This window comes from Saccharomonospora marina XMU15, assembly GCF_000244955.1.
Lineage (GTDB): Bacteria > Actinomycetota > Actinomycetes > Mycobacteriales > Pseudonocardiaceae > Saccharomonospora_A > Saccharomonospora_A marina.
Genome location: NZ_CM001439.1, coordinates 3,926,079 through 3,942,881 on the forward strand (window position 1 = coordinate 3,926,079; position 16,803 = coordinate 3,942,881).

General features: G+C 71.3%; 13 protein-coding genes. 5 read left to right on the plus strand and 8 right to left on the minus strand.

Going from position 1 to position 16,803, the window contains the following annotated elements:
• Positions 1 to 171: 171 nt before the first annotated feature.
• Complete coding sequence (locus SACMADRAFT_RS18520) at positions 172 to 2,067, minus strand: Hsp70 family protein (protein ID WP_009155365.1); 1,896 nt, start codon at positions 2,065 to 2,067, stop codon at positions 172 to 174.
• Between the two features lie 179 nt (positions 2,068 to 2,246).
• On the opposite strand from SACMADRAFT_RS18520, the gene SACMADRAFT_RS18525 reads away from it, so the two are divergent.
• Both SACMADRAFT_RS18525 and def read left to right on the plus strand, forming a co-directional pair.
• Complete coding sequence (locus SACMADRAFT_RS18525; protein ID WP_009155366.1) at positions 2,247 to 6,926, plus strand: ATP-dependent helicase; 4,680 nt, start codon at positions 2,247 to 2,249, stop codon at positions 6,924 to 6,926.
• A gap of 80 nt (positions 6,927 to 7,006) precedes the next feature.
• Complete coding sequence (gene def / locus SACMADRAFT_RS18530) at positions 7,007 to 7,507, plus strand: peptide deformylase (protein ID WP_009155367.1); 501 nt, start codon at positions 7,007 to 7,009, stop codon at positions 7,505 to 7,507.
• A 19-nt stretch (positions 7,508 to 7,526) separates the two neighbouring features.
• Here def and SACMADRAFT_RS31530 read toward each other — a convergent pair whose 3' ends face one another.
• A complete protein-coding gene (locus tag SACMADRAFT_RS31530; RefSeq protein WP_157617268.1) occupies positions 7,527 to 7,925 on the minus strand; it encodes a hypothetical protein in 399 nt (132 codons plus the stop codon).
• 271 nt (positions 7,926 to 8,196) lie between these two features.
• Here SACMADRAFT_RS31530 and SACMADRAFT_RS31535 point away from each other — a divergent pair, with 271 nt between their 5' ends.
• Complete coding sequence (locus SACMADRAFT_RS31535; protein WP_332307146.1) at positions 8,197 to 8,421, plus strand: hypothetical protein; 225 nt, start codon at positions 8,197 to 8,199, stop codon at positions 8,419 to 8,421.
• Here the strand turns inward: SACMADRAFT_RS31535 and SACMADRAFT_RS18540 are convergent.
• From SACMADRAFT_RS18540 to SACMADRAFT_RS18550, 3 genes are all read right to left on the minus strand, one after another.
• On the minus strand, positions 8,411 to 9,511 hold the full coding sequence (locus SACMADRAFT_RS18540; RefSeq protein ID WP_009155369.1) for a GNAT family N-acetyltransferase: 1,101 nt from the start codon (positions 9,509 to 9,511) through the stop codon (positions 8,411 to 8,413). The genes SACMADRAFT_RS31535 and SACMADRAFT_RS18540 overlap by 11 nt on opposite strands.
• Before the next feature lie 808 nt (positions 9,512 to 10,319).
• Positions 10,320 to 11,084 carry a maleylpyruvate isomerase family mycothiol-dependent enzyme gene (locus tag SACMADRAFT_RS18545; protein ID WP_009155370.1) on the minus strand — a complete coding sequence of 255 codons (765 nt, stop codon included), beginning with the start codon at positions 11,082 to 11,084 and terminating at the stop codon, positions 10,320 to 10,322.
• Complete coding sequence (locus SACMADRAFT_RS18550) at positions 11,084 to 11,662, minus strand: SAV_6107 family HEPN domain-containing protein (protein WP_198285871.1); 579 nt, start codon at positions 11,660 to 11,662, stop codon at positions 11,084 to 11,086. Before SACMADRAFT_RS18550 ends, SACMADRAFT_RS18545 begins: the two co-directional genes overlap by 1 nt.
• A gap of 238 nt (positions 11,663 to 11,900) precedes the next feature.
• Here SACMADRAFT_RS18550 and SACMADRAFT_RS18555 point away from each other — a divergent pair, with 238 nt between their 5' ends.
• Both SACMADRAFT_RS18555 and SACMADRAFT_RS18560 read left to right on the plus strand, forming a co-directional pair.
• Positions 11,901 to 12,425: a YbaK/EbsC family protein gene (locus tag SACMADRAFT_RS18555; protein WP_009155372.1), complete on the plus strand. Its 525-nt coding sequence runs from the start codon at positions 11,901 to 11,903 to the stop codon at positions 12,423 to 12,425.
• Positions 12,422 to 13,009 carry a GNAT family N-acetyltransferase gene (locus SACMADRAFT_RS18560; protein ID WP_009155373.1) on the plus strand — a complete coding sequence of 196 codons (588 nt, stop codon included), beginning with the start codon at positions 12,422 to 12,424 and terminating at the stop codon, positions 13,007 to 13,009. Before SACMADRAFT_RS18555 ends, SACMADRAFT_RS18560 begins: the two co-directional genes overlap by 4 nt.
• A 35-nt stretch (positions 13,010 to 13,044) precedes the next feature.
• Here the strand turns inward: SACMADRAFT_RS18560 and SACMADRAFT_RS18565 are convergent, their stop codons facing one another.
• The 3 genes from SACMADRAFT_RS18565 to SACMADRAFT_RS18575 form a co-directional block, all read right to left on the minus strand.
• Positions 13,045 to 13,953, minus strand: coding sequence for a DMT family transporter (locus SACMADRAFT_RS18565; protein ID WP_009155374.1), 909 nt, complete (start codon positions 13,951 to 13,953; stop codon positions 13,045 to 13,047).
• A 229-nt stretch (positions 13,954 to 14,182) separates the two neighbouring features.
• Positions 14,183 to 15,856 (minus strand): DUF885 domain-containing protein, encoded by a 1,674-nt coding sequence (locus SACMADRAFT_RS18570; protein ID WP_009155375.1) that lies wholly within the window; start codon positions 15,854 to 15,856, stop codon positions 14,183 to 14,185.
• A 17-nt stretch (positions 15,857 to 15,873) separates the two neighbouring features.
• Entirely contained in the window at positions 15,874 to 16,758 is an 885-nt protein-coding gene (locus SACMADRAFT_RS18575; RefSeq protein WP_040926584.1) for a methylenetetrahydrofolate reductase, read from the minus strand.
• Positions 16,759 to 16,803 lie beyond the last annotated feature (45 nt).

The following is a 16,803-nucleotide window of genomic DNA, read 5'->3' on the forward strand; positions in this document are numbered from 1 at the left end:
CAGCGTAGCGGCGTGCGTCGCCGTAGAGTGGAAGGCATGCGGCTGGCCCAGGACGTCTCCGGATTCGGTTCCACCGCGTTGACGCTGGCGTCGATCGCCACCGTGACCGCCGCGCTGATCGTGCTGATCATCGGTGTCCGCAACCGCAGGAAGTGACGAGGTGACCGGCGGCTACTCCCCCGGCTGGACGTTGCGCTCGAAGTAGTCGGCCAACTCGGCAGGCTCGGCCAGTTTCCCCGTGCCCGCCACGTTCACCTGGTACACGAACCCCGCGAGCGGGCGATCGTCGACCGTGAACACCAGCACCGCCGAATTCCTGCCCGCCGCCGCCGCGTATCGGCCCTCCAGTGCGTTGCCCCTCCAGTCGGCCTGCACCTGCTCGCCGCCTCCGGTGCGGTTCAGCAACCCGTCGGTGTACCGCTTGATGATCTCGGCCGATTCACTGTGCAGGTAGGTGATCTGCGCACCGGCCAGGCCCGGCGCCGAGCAGGTCACGGTGACACCGAGGTCCTCCTCGTTCGAAGCCGCGGCGGCACCGGTGCCGGTGCCCGGCCCGCACTGGTTCTGCTGCGCCACCGCACCTGCCAGTTGCCGCAGGCAGCCGGTGAAGCCCTGCTCGTCGGTACTTCCCGGAGTCCGGCATTCCTCGGCGGCGTAGGTCGTGGCAGCGGACGACGGCCACCACACCACCGCGGCGACGGCCGCGAGCACGAGCGCGGCCACGACCGCGGCGCCGACGAGCCGCTTCCCGCGACCGCCCGGCGTCGCCCGCTGCTGTGGCGCGGAGAAGGAGGGAAACCCAGGTCCTGGTGGCTGTCGCGACAAGTCGTGCGGTGCGGGCGCCCCCGGATATCCCGGCCGCGCCGGGTAACCCGCCGCGCCGGTCGGCGCGGGCGCGGTGACAGTCGCCTGGGGTGGGGCAGCCGCCACGGCAGGCCGTGCCGGGTGTCCCGCGGTCGCGGCCTGACCATCCACCTGCTGGGTTCGCATGCTGATCCCGTCGGCCGCGACGTGATGCGCGCCGAGTGCCACCGCTGTCTCCGGCTGGTCGAGGCTGGTGGGCACGACTCCCAGCTTCTCCGACAGCAACGTGCCCACCAGCGGCAGCCTGCTCGACCCGCCGACCAGATAGATCCCCGCGAGCCGGTCGGGGGTCAGCCCGGCGGACGACACCGTCCTGGCGAGCAACTCGACACTGCGCAACATCGCGGGCCGCACCAGTGCCTCCAGCTCAGCCCTGGTCACCAGGACGTCGGTGAACGGCTCCGGCATCGGCACCTCCGTCTGCGGCAGCCGGGAAAGCGCCTCTTTGGCGGCCCTGACGTCCTCCTGCAACGCGCGGCGGGCGCGGCGGTCGGCCGTCGACTCCGGCCGGAGCAGGCACTGCCAGCGCTGCGGGTCGCGGTGCGACACCTCTCTTCCCACGTGCACGAGCAGTGCCTGGTCGACGTCCAGCCCACCGAGGTCGGGCAGGCCGTCCTCGGCGAGCACGGTGAAACCGTTCTGAGCGGCGCCGACGACGGCGACGTCGAACGTGCCCGCGCCGAGGTCGTACACCGCGAGCGCCTGCCCCGGCAGCAGTCCCTTGCCGGGGAACGAGGCGAAGTGCGCGGCCGCGGCCACCGGCTCGGGCACCAGCGAGACCGCGCCGGACATGCCCGCCAGCCGTGCGGCAGACAGCAACACGTTGCGACGCACCGGGCCCCACTGCGCCGGGTGGGTGAGGCGGATCTCGTCCGGTAGCTCGCCACCGAGTTGCCGGGTCGTCTCCTCCAGGACCCTGCGCAGCACGGCGGCGAGCGCCTCGTTCACCGCAACCACGTCCGTACCCAGCAGCAGGGTCTGTTCGTCGACCCGGCGCTTGGGGTTGGGCTCGAACCGCGTGGGGTCCAGTCGGGCCCTTCGTTCGGCGTCGCGGCCGACCACGAGCGTGCCGTCCTCCTCGGCGAACACCGCCGACGGCATCGTCGCGGACCCGTCGACCTCTACCACCCTCGGTGGCCTGCCGTGCGCGGACAGTACCGCCACCGTGTTGGACGTACCGAGGTCCACGGAAAGAATCCGCACAGCTCTCCCCTTGTCGATAGCGCCGTCGGCAGCGCTGAATCAGCACGGAACCAGCACTGGATCAGCGCGCAACCCAGCGCGGCCGCCGCGGTGATGCTCCCACGACCGCGGCGGTGCGAGGGACGCCACCCGGCAATGGCGCCCTCCTCGGGGCCGGATTGTCGGTACCGCGCCGCATCATGGAGTACGTGGACAGCCACGGCTCGAACGTTCTCGACCTGTTCTCCCCCGCGACCAGGGACTGGTTCGCGGGGGCCTTCGCCGCGCCCACCGCGGCGCAGGAGGGCGCGTGGCAGGCCGCGCACGCGGGCGAGCACGCACTGGTGGTGGCGCCGACCGGGTCGGGAAAGACGCTCGCCGCGTTCCTGTGGGCGCTCGACCGACTGGCGATCTCGCCTGAGCCGCGGCGCGACCGGCGGCGGTGCCGGGTGCTGTACATCTCGCCGCTGAAGGCACTCGCCGTGGACGTGCAGCGCAACCTCCGGGCACCGCTGGCGGGCATTTCGCAGGCCTGTCGCAGGCTCGGGCTGGCCGAACCCGACATCACCGTCGGCATGCGCACCTCCGACACCCCGGCCACCGAGCGCAGGGCCTTCAACCGCACCCCGCCCGACGTACTGGTCACCACGCCGGAATCGCTGTTCCTGCTGCTCACCTCCTCCGCACGGGACTCGCTGCGCGGCGTGGAAACCGTGATCGTCGACGAGGTGCACGCCGTCGCGGGGGGCAAGCGTGGCGCGCACCTCGCGCTGTCGCTGGAGCGGCTGGACGAGTTGTTGCCCGCACCCGCGCAACGCATCGGGCTTTCCGCCACCGTGCGACCGGTCGACGAGATCAGCTCGTTCCTGGCGGGTGGCCGCCCGGTGCGGGTGGTGCGGCCGCCGCTGGCCAAGACGGTGGAGGTCCGGGTCGAGGTGCCGGTGGAGGACATGGCCGAACTCGACGCCGCACCGCGGCCCACCGAGCAGGCGCCGCTGCCGTCGGAGACCGTGCCCGATTCCGTGCCCGATGTCGTGCCCGATTCCGTGCCCGATGCCGCGACCGAACTGGGCGGCCCACCGCGCAGACCCTCGATCTGGCCCGCCGTGGAGGAACGGGTCCTCGAACTCGTCGAGGCACACCGTTCCACGATCGTGTTCGCGAACTCGCGCAGGCTCGCCGAGCGGCTCACCGCCCGGCTCAACGAGCTCGCCACCGAACGCACGCAGCCGTCGGGCGGGCAGCGGTTTCCCGCCGAGGCCCCCGGCGCGTCAGGGGTGAGTGAGCCTGCCACGGCGACGGTCGCGAGGGCGCACCACGGCTCGATGGCGCGCGAGCAGCGCACCCGGGTGGAGGAGGAGCTCAAGTCGGGGCGCCTGCCGTGTGTGGTGGCGACGTCGTCGCTGGAGCTGGGAATCGACATGGGCGCGGTCGATCTGGTCGTGCAGATCGAGGCCCCGCCGACGGTCGCTTCCGGCCTGCAACGAATCGGTCGCGCGGGACACCACGTCGGTGCGGTGTCGGCCGGGGTGATGTTTCCGAAGTTCCGCGGCGACCTGGTGTCGTGTGCCGTGGTCGCCGAGCGGATGGCGGAGGGCGCCATCGAGGCGGTGCGCTATCCCCGCAACCCGCTGGATGTGCTGGCGCAGCACATCGTGGCGATGGTGGCGATCGAACCCCGCACCGTCGCTGAGCTGGCCGCCACGGTGCGCAGGGCGGCGCCGTTCGCGGCGCTGCCCGACGACGCGCTGCACGCCGTCCTCGACATGCTCTCCGGCCGCTACCCCAGCGAGGAGTTCGGCGAGCTGCGTGCCCGCATCACCTGGGACAGGGTGACCGGGCAGCTTCACGGCAGGCCGGGAGCGCAGCGGCTCGCCGTCACCTCGGGGGGCACGATCCCCGACCGGGGGCTGTTCACCGTGATGACGCCCGGTGAGGAGGGCAGACCGGGCTCGCGCGTCGGCGAGCTGGACGAGGAGATGGTGTACGAGTCCAGGGTCGGCGACACGATCCTGCTCGGCACCTCCTCGTGGCGCATCACCGACATCACCCACGACCGGGTGCTCGTGGTGCCTGCGCCGGGTGAACCCGCCCGGATGCCGTTCTGGAAGGGCGACGCGCCGGGCAGGCCGCTGGAGTTGGGCAGGGCGCTGGGCGCGTTCCTGCGCGAGTTGTCCACATCGGACGAGGCCTCGGCGCGGCTGCGGGCACACGCGGCCGGGCTCGACGAGCGAGCGAGCGGCAACCTGCTCGGCTACCTCGCCGAGCAGCGGGAGGCGACCAGGCATGTGCCCAGCGACAGGGTGGTGCTGCTCGAACGCTTCCGCGACGAACTCGGGGACTGGCGCGTGGTGGTCCATTCGCCCTTCGGCGCACAGGTGAATGCCCCGTGGGCACTGGCCATCGCGGCGAGACTGCGCGAGCACCGCGGCATCGACGCGCAGGCCGCGCACTCCGACGACGGCATCGTGCTGCGGCTTCCCGACGCACTCGACGCCGAAGGCGGTGAGGTGGTGATCGGTGCCGAGGACTTGCTCTTCGACCCGGAGGAGGTGGAACCGCTGATCGTGTCCGAAGTGGGCACCTCGGCGGTGTTCGCGGCCCGGTTCCGGGAATGCGCGGCCCGGTCGCTGCTGCTTCCTCGCCGTGACCCGCGCAGGCGCACCCCGCTGTGGCAGCAGCGGCAGCGCGCTTCCCAACTGCTGGCCGTCGCGGCCAAGTACGAGCGGTTCCCGGTCGTGCTCGAGGCGATGCGTGAGGTGTTGCAGGACGTCTACGACGTGGGTGGCCTGCGCGAGTTGATGGCCGACGTGCATGCCCGCCGGGTGCGGGTGGTCGAGGTGCGGACCCCCTCGGCGTCGCCCTTCGCGCGTAGCCTGCTGTTCGGCTACATCGGTATGTTCCTCTACGAGACGGACGCACCGCTGGCCGAGCGCAAGGCCGCCGCACTGTCGCTGGACTCCGCACTGCTGGCCGAACTGCTCGGCACCGAAACGATCCGCGAGTTGCTCGACGCCGATGTGGTGGCGGAAGTGGAACGCTCGCTGCAACGGCTCGACCCCGACCGGCACGCCCGCGATGTCGAGGACACAGCCGACCTGCTGCGTTTCCTCGGCGATCTGACCGGCGAGGAGGCGGCCGTGCGCGGTGTCCGGTCGCAGTGGCTGACCCAACTGGTCACCGACCGCCGCGCGATCGTGGTGCGGATCGCGGGCCAGGAACGCTACCTCGCGATCGAGGACGCAGGGAAGGTCCGCGACGCGCTGGGGGTCGCGCTGCCGATCGGGGTGCCCGAGGCGTTCACCGAGCCGGTGGCTGACCCACTGGCCGACCTGCTGATCCGCTACGCACACGGCAGGGGTCCGTTCCCCGCCACGCAGGCTGCCGAACGGTTCGGACTGGGCAGTGCCGTGGTGACGGGCGTGCTCGACCGGCTCACCTCCGAAGGCACGCTGGTGCGAGGCGAGTTGCGTCCCGGGCCGGGAGAAGGCGGCGTCGAGTACTGCGACGCCCGCGTGCTTCGCAGGCTGCGCCGGGCCTCGCTGGCGCGGCTGCGCGCGGAGGTTGAACCCGTCGAACAGGCCGCGCTCGGCCGGTTCCTGCCCAGCTGGCACGGCATCGGTGGCCGCGTGCGGTCGGCACCCTCTCCCGACGACGTGCTGTCGGTCGTTGAGCAGCTGGCCGGTGCCCCGTTGCCCGCCAGCGCGCTGGAGTCGCTGATCCTGCCGAGCAGGCTGCCCGGTTACTACCCCGCGCTGCTCGACGAACTGACCGCCGCGGGCGAGGTGAGCTGGTGCGGGTGCGGTGCGCTGTCCGGAGGGGACGGCTGGATCGCGCTGGCGCCGACCGATGTCGCGGACCTCCTGCTGCCGGACGTCGAGGACACCACCGAACACGGACCGCTGCACGAGGCCATCCTGTCCGCACTGGACGGTGGGGCGCTGTTCTTCCGGCAGCTCGTCGACAGGGTCACCACGACCCTTGCCGCCGCATCCACCACCACACCCGCCGACGCACCGGCCGACGCGGACGTGGCGGCCGCGCTGTGGGAACTGGTGTGGGCGGGCCTGGTCTCGGGAGACACACTGGCACCGCTGCGGGCGCTGGTGGCAGGCAAAGGCGCCGCGCACAAACCGCGGCGGTCGGCACCTCGCGGCCGGTACGCGCGGCTGCGGGCAGGACGCCCCGCCATGCCGACCCGGGCGGGGCCGCCCACGGTCGCGGGCCGGTGGGGCCTGGCGCCCGTGCGGGATCGCGACCCGACCCGCAGAGCCCACGCCCGCACCGAGTCGTTCCTGGAGCGGCACGGGGTGCTCACCAGGGGCGCGCTGGAAACCGAGCGACTGGCAGGCGGGTTCTCCGGCATCTACAAGGTGCTGCGCGGGATGGAGGACTCCGGGCAGGTCATCCGCGGCTACGTGGTCGAGGGGCTCGGCGCCGCGCAGTTCGCCGCGCACGGTGCCGTGGACCGGTTGCGCGCACTGTCCGATGTGGGCGGACCGCGAAAGCAGCGCAGCGCGGTGGTACTGGCGGCGGGCGACCCGGCGCAGCCCTACGGCGCGGCATTGCCCTGGCCGCCGCCGCTGGGCGAGACCAAGCACCGGCCCGCGCGCAAGGCGGGTGCGCTCACCGTACTCGTGGACGGGACTCCCGCTCTCTACGTCGAGCGCGGCGGTCGGTCGCTGCTGTCGTTCACCACCGACGGTGAGGCACTGCGCGCGGCCGCCGAGGCGCTGTCCACCGCTGTCCGGGAGGGTTGGCTCGGCCAGCTCCAGGTGCAGCGGGCCGACGGCGAGCAGGCATTGACCTCCGAGTTGGCGGAGGTGTTGCGCGAGGCAGGGTTTCGCGCCACCCCCAAGGGGCTGCGACTGCGCGCGTGATCGCCGTACCCGTGCCCGCCGTGCCGCGGTCAGGTCCGGTTAAGCTCGCCCGGGCGAGTTGGAGAAAGGACCTGCGGGCCATGGTGATGCGCGAGCTGCGTTACTTCGGCGACCCCGTGCTCAAGGCCGTGGCCGAACCGGTGACCCGGTTCGACGATTCGACGAAGCGCCTTGTCGACGATCTGCTCGACACCGTGGACGCTCCGGGCCGGGCCGGGCTGGCCGCGCCACAGATCGGCGTGAGCCTTCGCGCTTTCAGCTACAACGTCGAGGGCAGCCGCGGCTACGTGCTCAACCCTCGAATCGTCGAGCTGTCCGAGGAGACGCACGAGATCACCGAGGGCTGCCTTTCGGTACCGCAGCTGTGGTTTCCGACCGTTCGGGCCAAGCGCGCGGTGGTGCGGGGTGTCGATCTGCGTAACGAGCCGATCACCGTTTCCGGCGAAGGGGTCATGGCGCAGTGCCTGCAGCACGAGACCGACCACCTCGACGGCATGCTCTACCTCGACCGGCTGACCTCCGAACGCAGGCGCGACGCGATGCGTGAGGCACGGCAGCGGGACTGGTTCTGGACTCGCTGAATTCTCTCCACCGGCATCGTTATTGATCTGTGTCCAACGCCACCTTGGCGTGACATCGATGTATCCGGTTCGTAATCTGAGCCGGATTTTGCCGTCGCTGGAATTCGAGGAATGCAATGGCCGGTCGACATCGCGCACATTCTTCCCGGGCGTGGGGAATGCCCACAGCACTGGGCGTGGTCGCCGCGAGCCTGCTCGTGTTCGCGGTATGGATCATCGGCGCGCCGTGGCACGCGACACAGACCGACGGTGCCGCGCTCGCCGCTTCCGCCAGGGCGAACGAGCCGACCTTGTCCAGGTCGGCGGCCGGCACGACGACTCCGACGAGCACCACCGCGACGAGCACGACCACAACCCCGCCTCCGCCGCCTACCAGCAGCACGACGACGGAGGAACCACCACCGAAGCCGCTGGTCACCACAACGGAACCCATCGTGACCAGCGAGGAGCCCGCCCCGGAGCCGCCAGCTCCGCCGCCCGCGCCCGAGCCCGAGCCCGCACCGCCCCCGCAGGCGCTGCAGGCCCCGCAACCAGCCCCGCCCCCACCCCCGCCCGCATCCTGCTCCACCGACCTCGCGGGTACCCGGCCTCACGTTGCGCAAGTCGGCAATCACATTCTGACGAAATTCGCTGTCGATTCCGTGGGTGGCCGTGCGAATCGATCAGGCGCCAGTGATCATCCCTCTGGATTGGCGCTCGACTTCATGGTCGGAACCGAAACCGGAAACGCACTGGCCGATTACGTACTGGCACATCAGGCCGAATTCGGCGTGACCTATGTGATCTGGCGGCAGCGCTACAACGACGGCAGCGGCTGGTCCGCGATGGCCGACCGCGGCAGCCCCACGGCGAACCACATGGATCACGTCCACGTGTCCTTCGCGGAGGGGGCGGCGGTCAGCGTCACATGCTGATCCGCAGCACACCGTTCGCGTCCAGCGTGTCAGCGGGCCGCAACCCGGCACGCAATGCGGCACGGCGGACGCCGTCCTCACCCGGCAGGCACAGCGCGCTCAGTTCTCGGTAGCCACGGGCCCTCGCGATCACGGCAAGCCTGTTGAGCAAGCCGCTACCGAGCCCGTTGCCCTGCCAGGCGTCCTCCACGAGCAGCGACACCTCGGCCGAATCACCCTCGGGCAGCGCAACGAGCTGTCCGAGGGCGACCACGTCGCGCCCGCAGACGGCGAGCACGCTCAGCCCCCTCGGAGGCAACAGCAGCCGGTGCAGCCAGCGGCGCGGCACCGTCCGCATACCGGTGTGGTAGCGGTGATAGAGGGTGCTCATCGAACACCTGCCGTGCAGGTCGCACACGGCACCGGCGTCGCGTGGTTGGCCCTGCCTCAGCACCACGGCGGCCCCGTCGTCGCAGGTCATCGCGATCTGCCCGGCGAGGTTCTCCCGCACCACGCCCAGCAGCCCCAGCAGCGCCTCGACGCGAGACGACTCCAGTTGGACGAACGGCGCCCACATCCGGCGAGCCACGACGCTCCTGCCGTCGCCTGCTTCGAACACGACTCGGTGGCCGTTCTCGGTGCGGGCGGGGTTGGCTTCCGCCGCGGGCACCACAGTCACCATGTCCGCCGACAGCAGTCGGCGCACGGCGTCGGCGAGTGCGCCGGGGTCGGCGACCACCCGGCTAGCCGTGGCCAAGCTCGCGGTCGACCCATCGACCAGTTCCTCGACCGCCGCGTCGGTGATGCCGAGCCACTCGCAGCCCTCGTCGCGGATGGCGCGTGCCACGTGTGCCTTGGTGAGGCCCGCGGCGGGTCGGATCACGATCTCGTCCAGCACGCCACCCGGCACCGGGAGCACCGAGAAGCCGAGAATGTTGCACTCCAGGTCGGCAAGCCGGATGGCCACCCTGGCCAGCGCTCCAGGATGGTCCTCCATGCGGATGCGCAGCCGCCAGGTGACCGTGGGGACCGCACCTTCCGGTACTTCCTCCAGCCAGCCACCGAGCACTGCCCCCTGGCGCTGTGGCGCGCGAGCACGGCGAATCTCCATGCCGCCACGATCCCGAAGCGTTGTTGCTGGTGGAGGGCGTGCGTGTTTCGGCGGTGTCAGCGATCCGGCCGCGATCGCAACGCCACCGAAACACCCTGACCGGCTTGGCGATCGGCGTGGTCACCACCCGCGCCACTCCCCGCCGTCCGGTATCCAACCGGTAGCACCTGTGCATCGAGTGCCTGCTGCGCCCCTGCCCACCCGGCCCCGGCGGCAAGGGCGTCCGCGCACGGCAGGCCCACTCGCGACACGCGCCTGCGCAGGCGACCAGCTCCTTGGTGCAGCTCCTTGGTCTCGGTGAACGGGCCGTCCACGACCGTGGTCTTGCCCCTGTCCTAGAACTTCACGCGCACACCCGCGGAGCTGGGGCCGAGGCCGTTGCCGTCGAGCATGACACCGGCCTTGACCAGTTCCTCAAGTGATCGTCGAGGACCGCCGCCGGGCCGGTGTTCGAGGCGCACCCGGCACCGAGGAGCCCACCGAGTACCTTGCGAAGATCGTCATCGCGGCCGGGACTCTTCGGCAAACCTCGACGCCGTCGCGCACCGCGAACGACCAACTCGGCGTCGACCACCGCCGTATCGACTCGCCGCATCCCACTCACCACAGAACACCGGAAAAGGCAGCGCCGCAGCAGGACACCGCACAGGTAGCAGCGCCGCAGCGCGCCGACCAGGTAGCGCCGCACGGCACCGGGCAGGTGGCGGCCGCGTCAGTCAATCGCGGGGGCGAGCGTGGCGTTCTCGCCGCGGCCCCGCCGCGGCGGCGATGCGGCGATCGCGGATGTTGCTTCCCCACAAACCCGCGTTCATCGCGTCGCCAGCCGCAGCAGCGCCCACAGTTGCCCGACAGCGTCCTCGTCGCCTTCCACCGCCACCGCACCTGGCGGCTGCCTTCCCCACAGCCACAGATAGACCGCGGCGGGGTGACCGGACACGACTGCGTCGGCACCTGCCGCCTCGGCGGGCGAGCAACGCCGGGCAGTCGTCTCCACGGGTCCGGCGCGGGCGACCCAGCAGTGCCCACCGGTGTTGATCGCCACCACACCCTGCCTGGTTCCGCCCAACCCCAGCATCGGCAGCTTGTGGGCGAACCACAGCGACAGCGCCTCGTCCACCCCGTCCACCGCGAAGTCGTCGGTGATCTCCGAGTGCTCCAGCCCGGCGGCGTCTTCCACGTCGACACGGTGGACGGCGGTCTCGTGGGCCATCCGGCGGCACCAGAACCCGTAGCTGCGGTCGGCAGGCCACCAGGTCGCCGCCGGTTCCGCGGGATCGTGCCAGGACAGCACCTCGACCAGGTCGGTCAGCCCGTCCCGCAGGTAGCTCTCCACCGTCTGGCCACGCGCCGGATCGCGCTGCCACCGGCTCGGCCTGCCGCCCTCCACCAGCCAACCGAGCGCTGCCCGGTAGACACTTCCGACGTGTCGAACCACCTCGCCGACCGTCCATCCCGGACAGGTCGGTACGGGCGACTCGGGAGGAACCGCGCGGGCGGCCTCCAGCAGTAGTTCGGCCTCGTACCCGATCGCCGCCAGCAACCGACCGTGGTCGATCAACGCGCGCCCCGGCATCAACCGCTCCGCCGAGGACGTGCCCGGGAAGCCGCTCCGCATCGCGCCACCCGGTCGCCACGGGCACCGCGTTCACCGGGCAGACTTCGGCGGCCAGGCGCGTCACGGGTACCGGGCGCACCACCTTGGCCGTGCACGGCACGGTGGGCGATGGCCACGAATTCCTTGGCACGCCGCAACAGTTCCGCGGCAGCGTCCTCGTTCACCCGGCGGGTGACGCCCGCCTGCGCGGCGGCGTGCTTCGCCGAGTTGGCAGCGAAGAACGAGGCCCACGACGCCAGTTCGGGCGCCGCCGACTCCAGCAGCGTCCACACGCTCTCCGGCTTCGCCCTGCCCCGGTGCGGACGCCCCCTGGCGACGAGGATCGCCGCGGCGGCACGTAGTGCCGACAGGTAGGCCACGACGAAGCCGGACGCGGGCCGAGACTCCCAGTCGGCTTCGGCCAGGCCGTGCCGAGCCTGCTCCAGCAGCGCCACCGCAGAGGACGCCACCGGTGGGCGAAGTTCGATCGGCAGCGCCGGTTGTACGGAACCGTTGCGTGACCTCGGCCCGTGACGTGACGCGAACGCGACGGACATAGCCCCACACCCCTTATCTCGTGCCTCGGCGAAGCTCGTCTTCGCCGGATACCCGGCGCGGGGTGCTTCCCCCACCACCGCGCCGGGCACCCGGTTCCGGCGAACACCTCACACCTCGAACCGACATGTCGAACGTATGTTCGAACAGTTCCAGGTTAGCGGTGGAAGGACGGGGACTCAAGTCCACGGTGGGCGAACTGCGTCGCATTCCCCGGCCGTACCGTGATCTCATAGCCCTATGAGCACCCTCGACCATCCCGCTGTCGCCAAAGTCGCCGCCGCACTCGTCGAGGCGGGGCAGCTTCGCGCGGCCGAGGGCATCCGGATGCTGCCGGACGACGCACGCACCGCCGCGCTGGCGGCCGCGGCCCTGGGCGTCGAGGTCGGTGCCATAGCCAACAGTCTCGTCTTCACCGCCGACATTTCCGGCCACGGCGAAGTTCCGCTGCTGGCGCTGACCTCGGGAGCTCACCGGGCGAACACCACCACCCTCGCCCGGCTCGCCGGTGCGAACAAGGTCGGCAAGGCCGACCCCGACTTCGTCCGCAGGCACACCGGCCAGGCGATCGGTGGGGTGGCACCCGTCGGCCACCCGAGCAGACTGCTCACCCTGGTCGACACCGCGCTGCGCGGCTACGAAACGGTGTGGGCCGCCGCGGGCCACCCGAAGTCGGTGTTCCCGACCACCTTCGAGGACCTGCTCACGCTCACCGGCGGACGCGCCGCCGACGTCGCCTCGGCACCCGAGGAGACCGGGCCATGACAGCCGCCACCCGCCACGGCGACCCTCGGTTCGCCCGGCTCACCGCCCAGGAGTTCCGCGCCCGGTTACCCGAGGCGCTCTCGGTGTACGTGGCCGCGATGAACTACCCGCCGGGTACGGCCGAGCAGCGCGCGCCCATGTGGCTCACCCACGCGCTGCGGGCAGGGTGGCGATGTATGGCCGTCCTCGACGACGGTGACGCACTCATCGGCCTGGCATACGGGTACCAGGGCAAGCCCGGTCAGTGGTGGCACGAACAGGTCCGCAGAGGGCTGGCGGCGAGCCAGGGTGAACAAGCCGTCACGCGCTGGCTCTGCGACTACTTCGAGCTCACCGAGATCCATGTGCGTCCCGACTGCCAGGGCCACGGCCTCGGTGAGGACCTGCTGCGCGCGCTCGTCGACGGGCTGCCGCAACGCCGCGTGCTGCTGTCCACCCCGGAGGGCACGTCTCGGGCGTGGAAGCTGTACCGAAGGCTCGGCTTCACCGACGTGCTGCGCGACTACCGGTTCGCCGGGGACCCCAGACCGTTCGCGATCCTCGGGCGTTCGCTGCCGCTGGAGAGCCCCACCGGGCGGCGGTGAGTGCCCGCGCGAAGCGGACACTCACCGAGCGATGGTCACTCGCGTGGCCGCAGGTAGCTCACCGCGATCGTGCCCGCCAGCAGTGCGGCCCCGCACCAGCCGAGGGCTCCGAGCCGCTCGCCCAGCAGCACGGCCGCCAGTAGCGCGGCCGTCAACGGCTCCAGCAACGCGGCCAGCGCCGCGAGCACCGGCTGCGATCGCCGCAGTCCACGGAAGTACGCCAGGTATGCCAGTGCCGTGGGCACCACCCCGAGGTAGACCGCCACCGCGAGCACGTCGAGCCGGGCGGGCAGCGCCATCCCGGTCCACAACCCGAGCGGCAGCAGCAACACCCCGCCCAGCAGCAGGCCGAACGCCGTGGTCCGCAACGGGTCGAGCCCCTCGACCTGCCGGCGAGTGGCCAGCGTCAGCGTCGCGAACCCGAGACCGGAAACCAGCGCGCAGACCACCCCGGCCGCCAACCGCCAGCGGTCACCGCCGCCGTCGGGAGACCAGGTGAGCAACACCAGACCCAGCAACGCGCCCGCGAGCGAGAGCACGGTCGCGTTGCTGGGGCGGCGGCGCTCGAGCACGGCATCGCCGAGCGCCACGAACACCGGCGCGCTTCCGATCGTGGTCATGGTCGCGATGCTCACCGAGGTGAGCGTCACCGAGGCGAAGTAGCACGCCTGGAACAGCGCGAGCAGGGCTCCCGCCGTGAGCAGGCGGCGGGCCACCGTGCGGGTGCGCGGCAGGGTGCGCAGCCCACCGATGATCCACAGCAGCACCACCGCGAAGCCGCCGCCGAGCAGCAGCCGGTAGGACGCCACCGCCAGCGGGTGCAGGTGTGCCCTCGTGGCGAGCACGGAACCGGCGAGCCCACCGGTTCCCCACAGCACACCGGCAACGAGCAGGTTGAGAGCACCGGCGCGGGTTCGCGCGGCACGGGCAGCAGAAACGGACATTACGTGGACGCTCCGACGTCGAAGGGATGACAAGACACGACGACGCGGGGCGTGGGAGGTCCTGAGCTGTCCTCAGGTCCGCGAAAGGATGCCGAAGAGACCGCGCGGCGCCGAACGCGCCGCGCGGTGGCTACCCGTTGCCGCGCCCCGCTTCAGGAGCGTGGCGGCGGGGTGCTGCGGAAGACCCGGTGCATGCGGCCGATCATATCGGCGCGGCAGGCAGAGCCGCTCACAGGGCGGCGAGTTGCTCCCGCAGCGTGTCCAGGCCCATACCGCCCATCCGCAGTGCGCGCGAGTGGAACTCCTTGAGGTCGAAGGCCTCACCCTGCCTGCGGCGCACGTCCTCTCGCGCGGCCAGCCACAGCCGTTCGCCCAGCTTGTACGCGGGCGCCTGTCCCGGCCAACCGAGGTAGCGGTCGATCTCATCGTAGACGTGGTCGGGATCGGTGATCGTGCGGGTGAGCATGAACTCCAGCCCCAGCTGCGGCGTCCAGCGCTGCCCCTCGTGGAAACCGGTGCCGCGGGGGATCTCCAGTTCCAGGTGCATCCCGATGTCGACCACCACGCGAGCCGCGCGGAACAGGTGCGCGTCGAGCATGCCGAGCAGGTCGCCGTCGTCGTCGAGGAAACCGAGGTCGCGCATCAGCCGCTCGGCGTACAGCGCCCAGCCCTCGCCGTGGCCCGAGGTGAATCCCAGCAGCCGCTGGTATCGGTTCAGCGTCGACTCGTGCACCGACGTGCCCAGCTGCAGGTGGTGCCCGGGTACGCCCTCGTGATAAACGGTGGTGACCTCACGCCAGGTGGAGAAGTCCGCCTTGTCGGCGGGCACCGACCACCACATACGCCCCGGCCGGGAGAAGTCCTCGCTCGGCGCGGTGTAGTAGGCGCCGACCCCGCCGCCGGGCGGCGCGATCCGGCACTCCAGCGCCGTCAGCGCGTCCGGGATGTCGAAGTGCTTGCCCCGCAGTGCTGTCACCGCCTCGTCGGACAGCCGCTGCATCCACTCCCGCAGTTGCGCCTGCCCGTGTACGCGGTAACGCTCGTCCTCGTCCAGTGCCCGTGCCGCCTCCGCCAGCGACGCGCCGGGGCGGATGCGATCGGCGACCTTCGCCGCCTTGCGCTCGATGCGGGAGAACTCCTCCCAGCCCCACTCGTAGGCCTCGCGAAGGTCCAGTTCGGAGCCGGTGAAGTAGCGCGACCACAACCGGTAGGTCTGCTCGCCCACCGCGTCCTTGGTCGGTGCCTGCGGGGCGAGCTCGGCGCGCAGGAAGCCCGCGAGTTCGGCGTAGGACTCCTGCGCGACCCTTGCGGAGTGCCGCAGCCGCTCGCGCAGGGTCGCCGGGACACCGTCGACCGCATCGGCCGATTCGGCGAGCCGGTCGAAGAAGCCGGCTGCGCCACTCATGCCCGCCCACAGTTCCGCCTGCTCCGCGACCTTGCTGATCTGCCGCAACGCGGGCGCCCTTCCGGCCTCGGCCGCCGTGAGCAGCGAGGCTCGCACGCCGTCGAGCGCGGCAGGCACCTTGCCCATCCGCGCGGCGATCCGCTCCCAGTCCTGCTCGGTCTCGGTGGGCATGAGGTCGAAGACCATCCGGATCTCCTGCACCGGGCTCTCGATGACGTTGAGCGCGGCAACATCGAGCCCGGCCTCGTGGATCTCCAGTTCGAGCCCGACCCGCTCGCTGAACACCGCCTTGGCGACCCGCTCCGTCTCGTCGGCGGGTGGCGCGCCCTCGATCTCGCGCAGCGAGCGCCGCGCGAGCGCCGCCCTCGCGGCGTGGCCCTCCGGCGAGTAGTCGGTGAGCTGGTCGTCGTAGCCGGAAACGCCGATCGTCGTCGCGGCCACGGGGTGGGCGGCGGCGAAGTCGTCGACGTAGGCGTCACAGATCTGGTGGACGTGCATGATCCGCACGCTACCGGTCAGGCGCGTGTCCGAACCAGACCGAGCCTGCCGACCAGCTCGCGCGTGGCCTTGGCCCGGTTGAACGTGTAGAAGTGCAGTGCGGGAACACCCTCGGCGAGCAGCTGTTCACACAGTTGGGTGGTGATGTCGAGGCCTGCCGCGCGAAACGACTTGGGGTCGTCCGACAGCGGCAGCAACCGGTCCACCAGCCACCTCGGCGGTTCGGCCGCGGACAACTCGACGGTCTTGGCCAGCGTCCTCGGTGTGGTCAGCGGCATGATGCCGGGGATGATCGGCTTGTCGCAGCCCGCGGCGTACACCCGGTCGCGCAACCGCAGGAAGTCCGCTGCCTCGAAGAACAACTGGGCGATGGCGAAGTCGGCGCCCGCGGCGAACTTGCGCACCAGGTGGGCGGTGTCGGTGGCCAGGTCGGGCGAGCGCGGGTGCCCGTAGGGGAAGGCCGAAACCCCCACGCAGAAGTCGCCGAGTGAACACACCAGCGTCACCAGTTCCTCGGCGTAGCGCAGCCCGTGGGGGTGCGGCACCCACTCACCGTAAGGGTCCCCCGGCGGGTCGCCACGCAGCGCGAGAATGTTGCGCACCCCGACGGCGGCGTAGGAGCCGATCACGTGCCTTAGCTCGGCGACCGAGTGGTTCACGGCCGTCAGGTGAGCCATCGGCACCAGTGTGGTCTCGGTGGCGACCCTGGCGATGCTGCGGATCGTGCCCTGCCTGCTGGACCCGCCCGCTCCGTACGTGATCGACACGTATGCCGGATCGAGTGGTTCCAGTTCCCGGATGGAGCGCCACAGCACGGCCTCGTCGGCGCGGTCACGCGGCGGGAAGAACTCCACGGAGAAACCCGCGGTCCTGCCCCGCAGTCGCTCGATCACCGACGTCACCGTGCTCATGCTAGTGACGAGCCGATTCCCTGCGACGATGGAGCC

What these genes read in the sequence shown, in the direction of transcription:
- SACMADRAFT_RS18525 (WP_009155366.1), top strand. Translation starts at nt 2,247, where the DNA reads ATGGAGTACGTGGACAGCCACGGCTCGAACGTTCTCGACCTGTTCTCC.
- def (WP_009155367.1), top strand. Translation starts at nt 7,007, where the DNA reads ATGGTGATGCGCGAGCTGCGTTACTTCGGCGACCCCGTGCTCAAGGCC.
- SACMADRAFT_RS18540 (WP_009155369.1), bottom strand. Translation starts at nt 9,511, where the DNA reads ATGGAGATTCGCCGTGCTCGCGCGCCACAGCGCCAGGGGGCAGTGCTC.
- SACMADRAFT_RS18545 (WP_009155370.1), bottom strand. Translation starts at nt 11,084, where the DNA reads ATGCCGGGGCGCGCGTTGATCGACCACGGTCGGTTGCTGGCGGCGATC.
- SACMADRAFT_RS18550 (WP_198285871.1), bottom strand. Translation starts at nt 11,662, where the DNA reads ATGTCCGTCGCGTTCGCGTCACGTCACGGGCCGAGGTCACGCAACGGT.
- SACMADRAFT_RS18555 (WP_009155372.1), top strand. Translation starts at nt 11,901, where the DNA reads ATGAGCACCCTCGACCATCCCGCTGTCGCCAAAGTCGCCGCCGCACTC.
- SACMADRAFT_RS18560 (WP_009155373.1), top strand. Translation starts at nt 12,422, where the DNA reads ATGACAGCCGCCACCCGCCACGGCGACCCTCGGTTCGCCCGGCTCACC.
- SACMADRAFT_RS18565 (WP_009155374.1), bottom strand. Translation starts at nt 13,953, where the DNA reads ATGTCCGTTTCTGCTGCCCGTGCCGCGCGAACCCGCGCCGGTGCTCTC.
- SACMADRAFT_RS18570 (WP_009155375.1), bottom strand. Translation starts at nt 15,856, where the DNA reads ATGCACGTCCACCAGATCTGTGACGCCTACGTCGACGACTTCGCCGCC.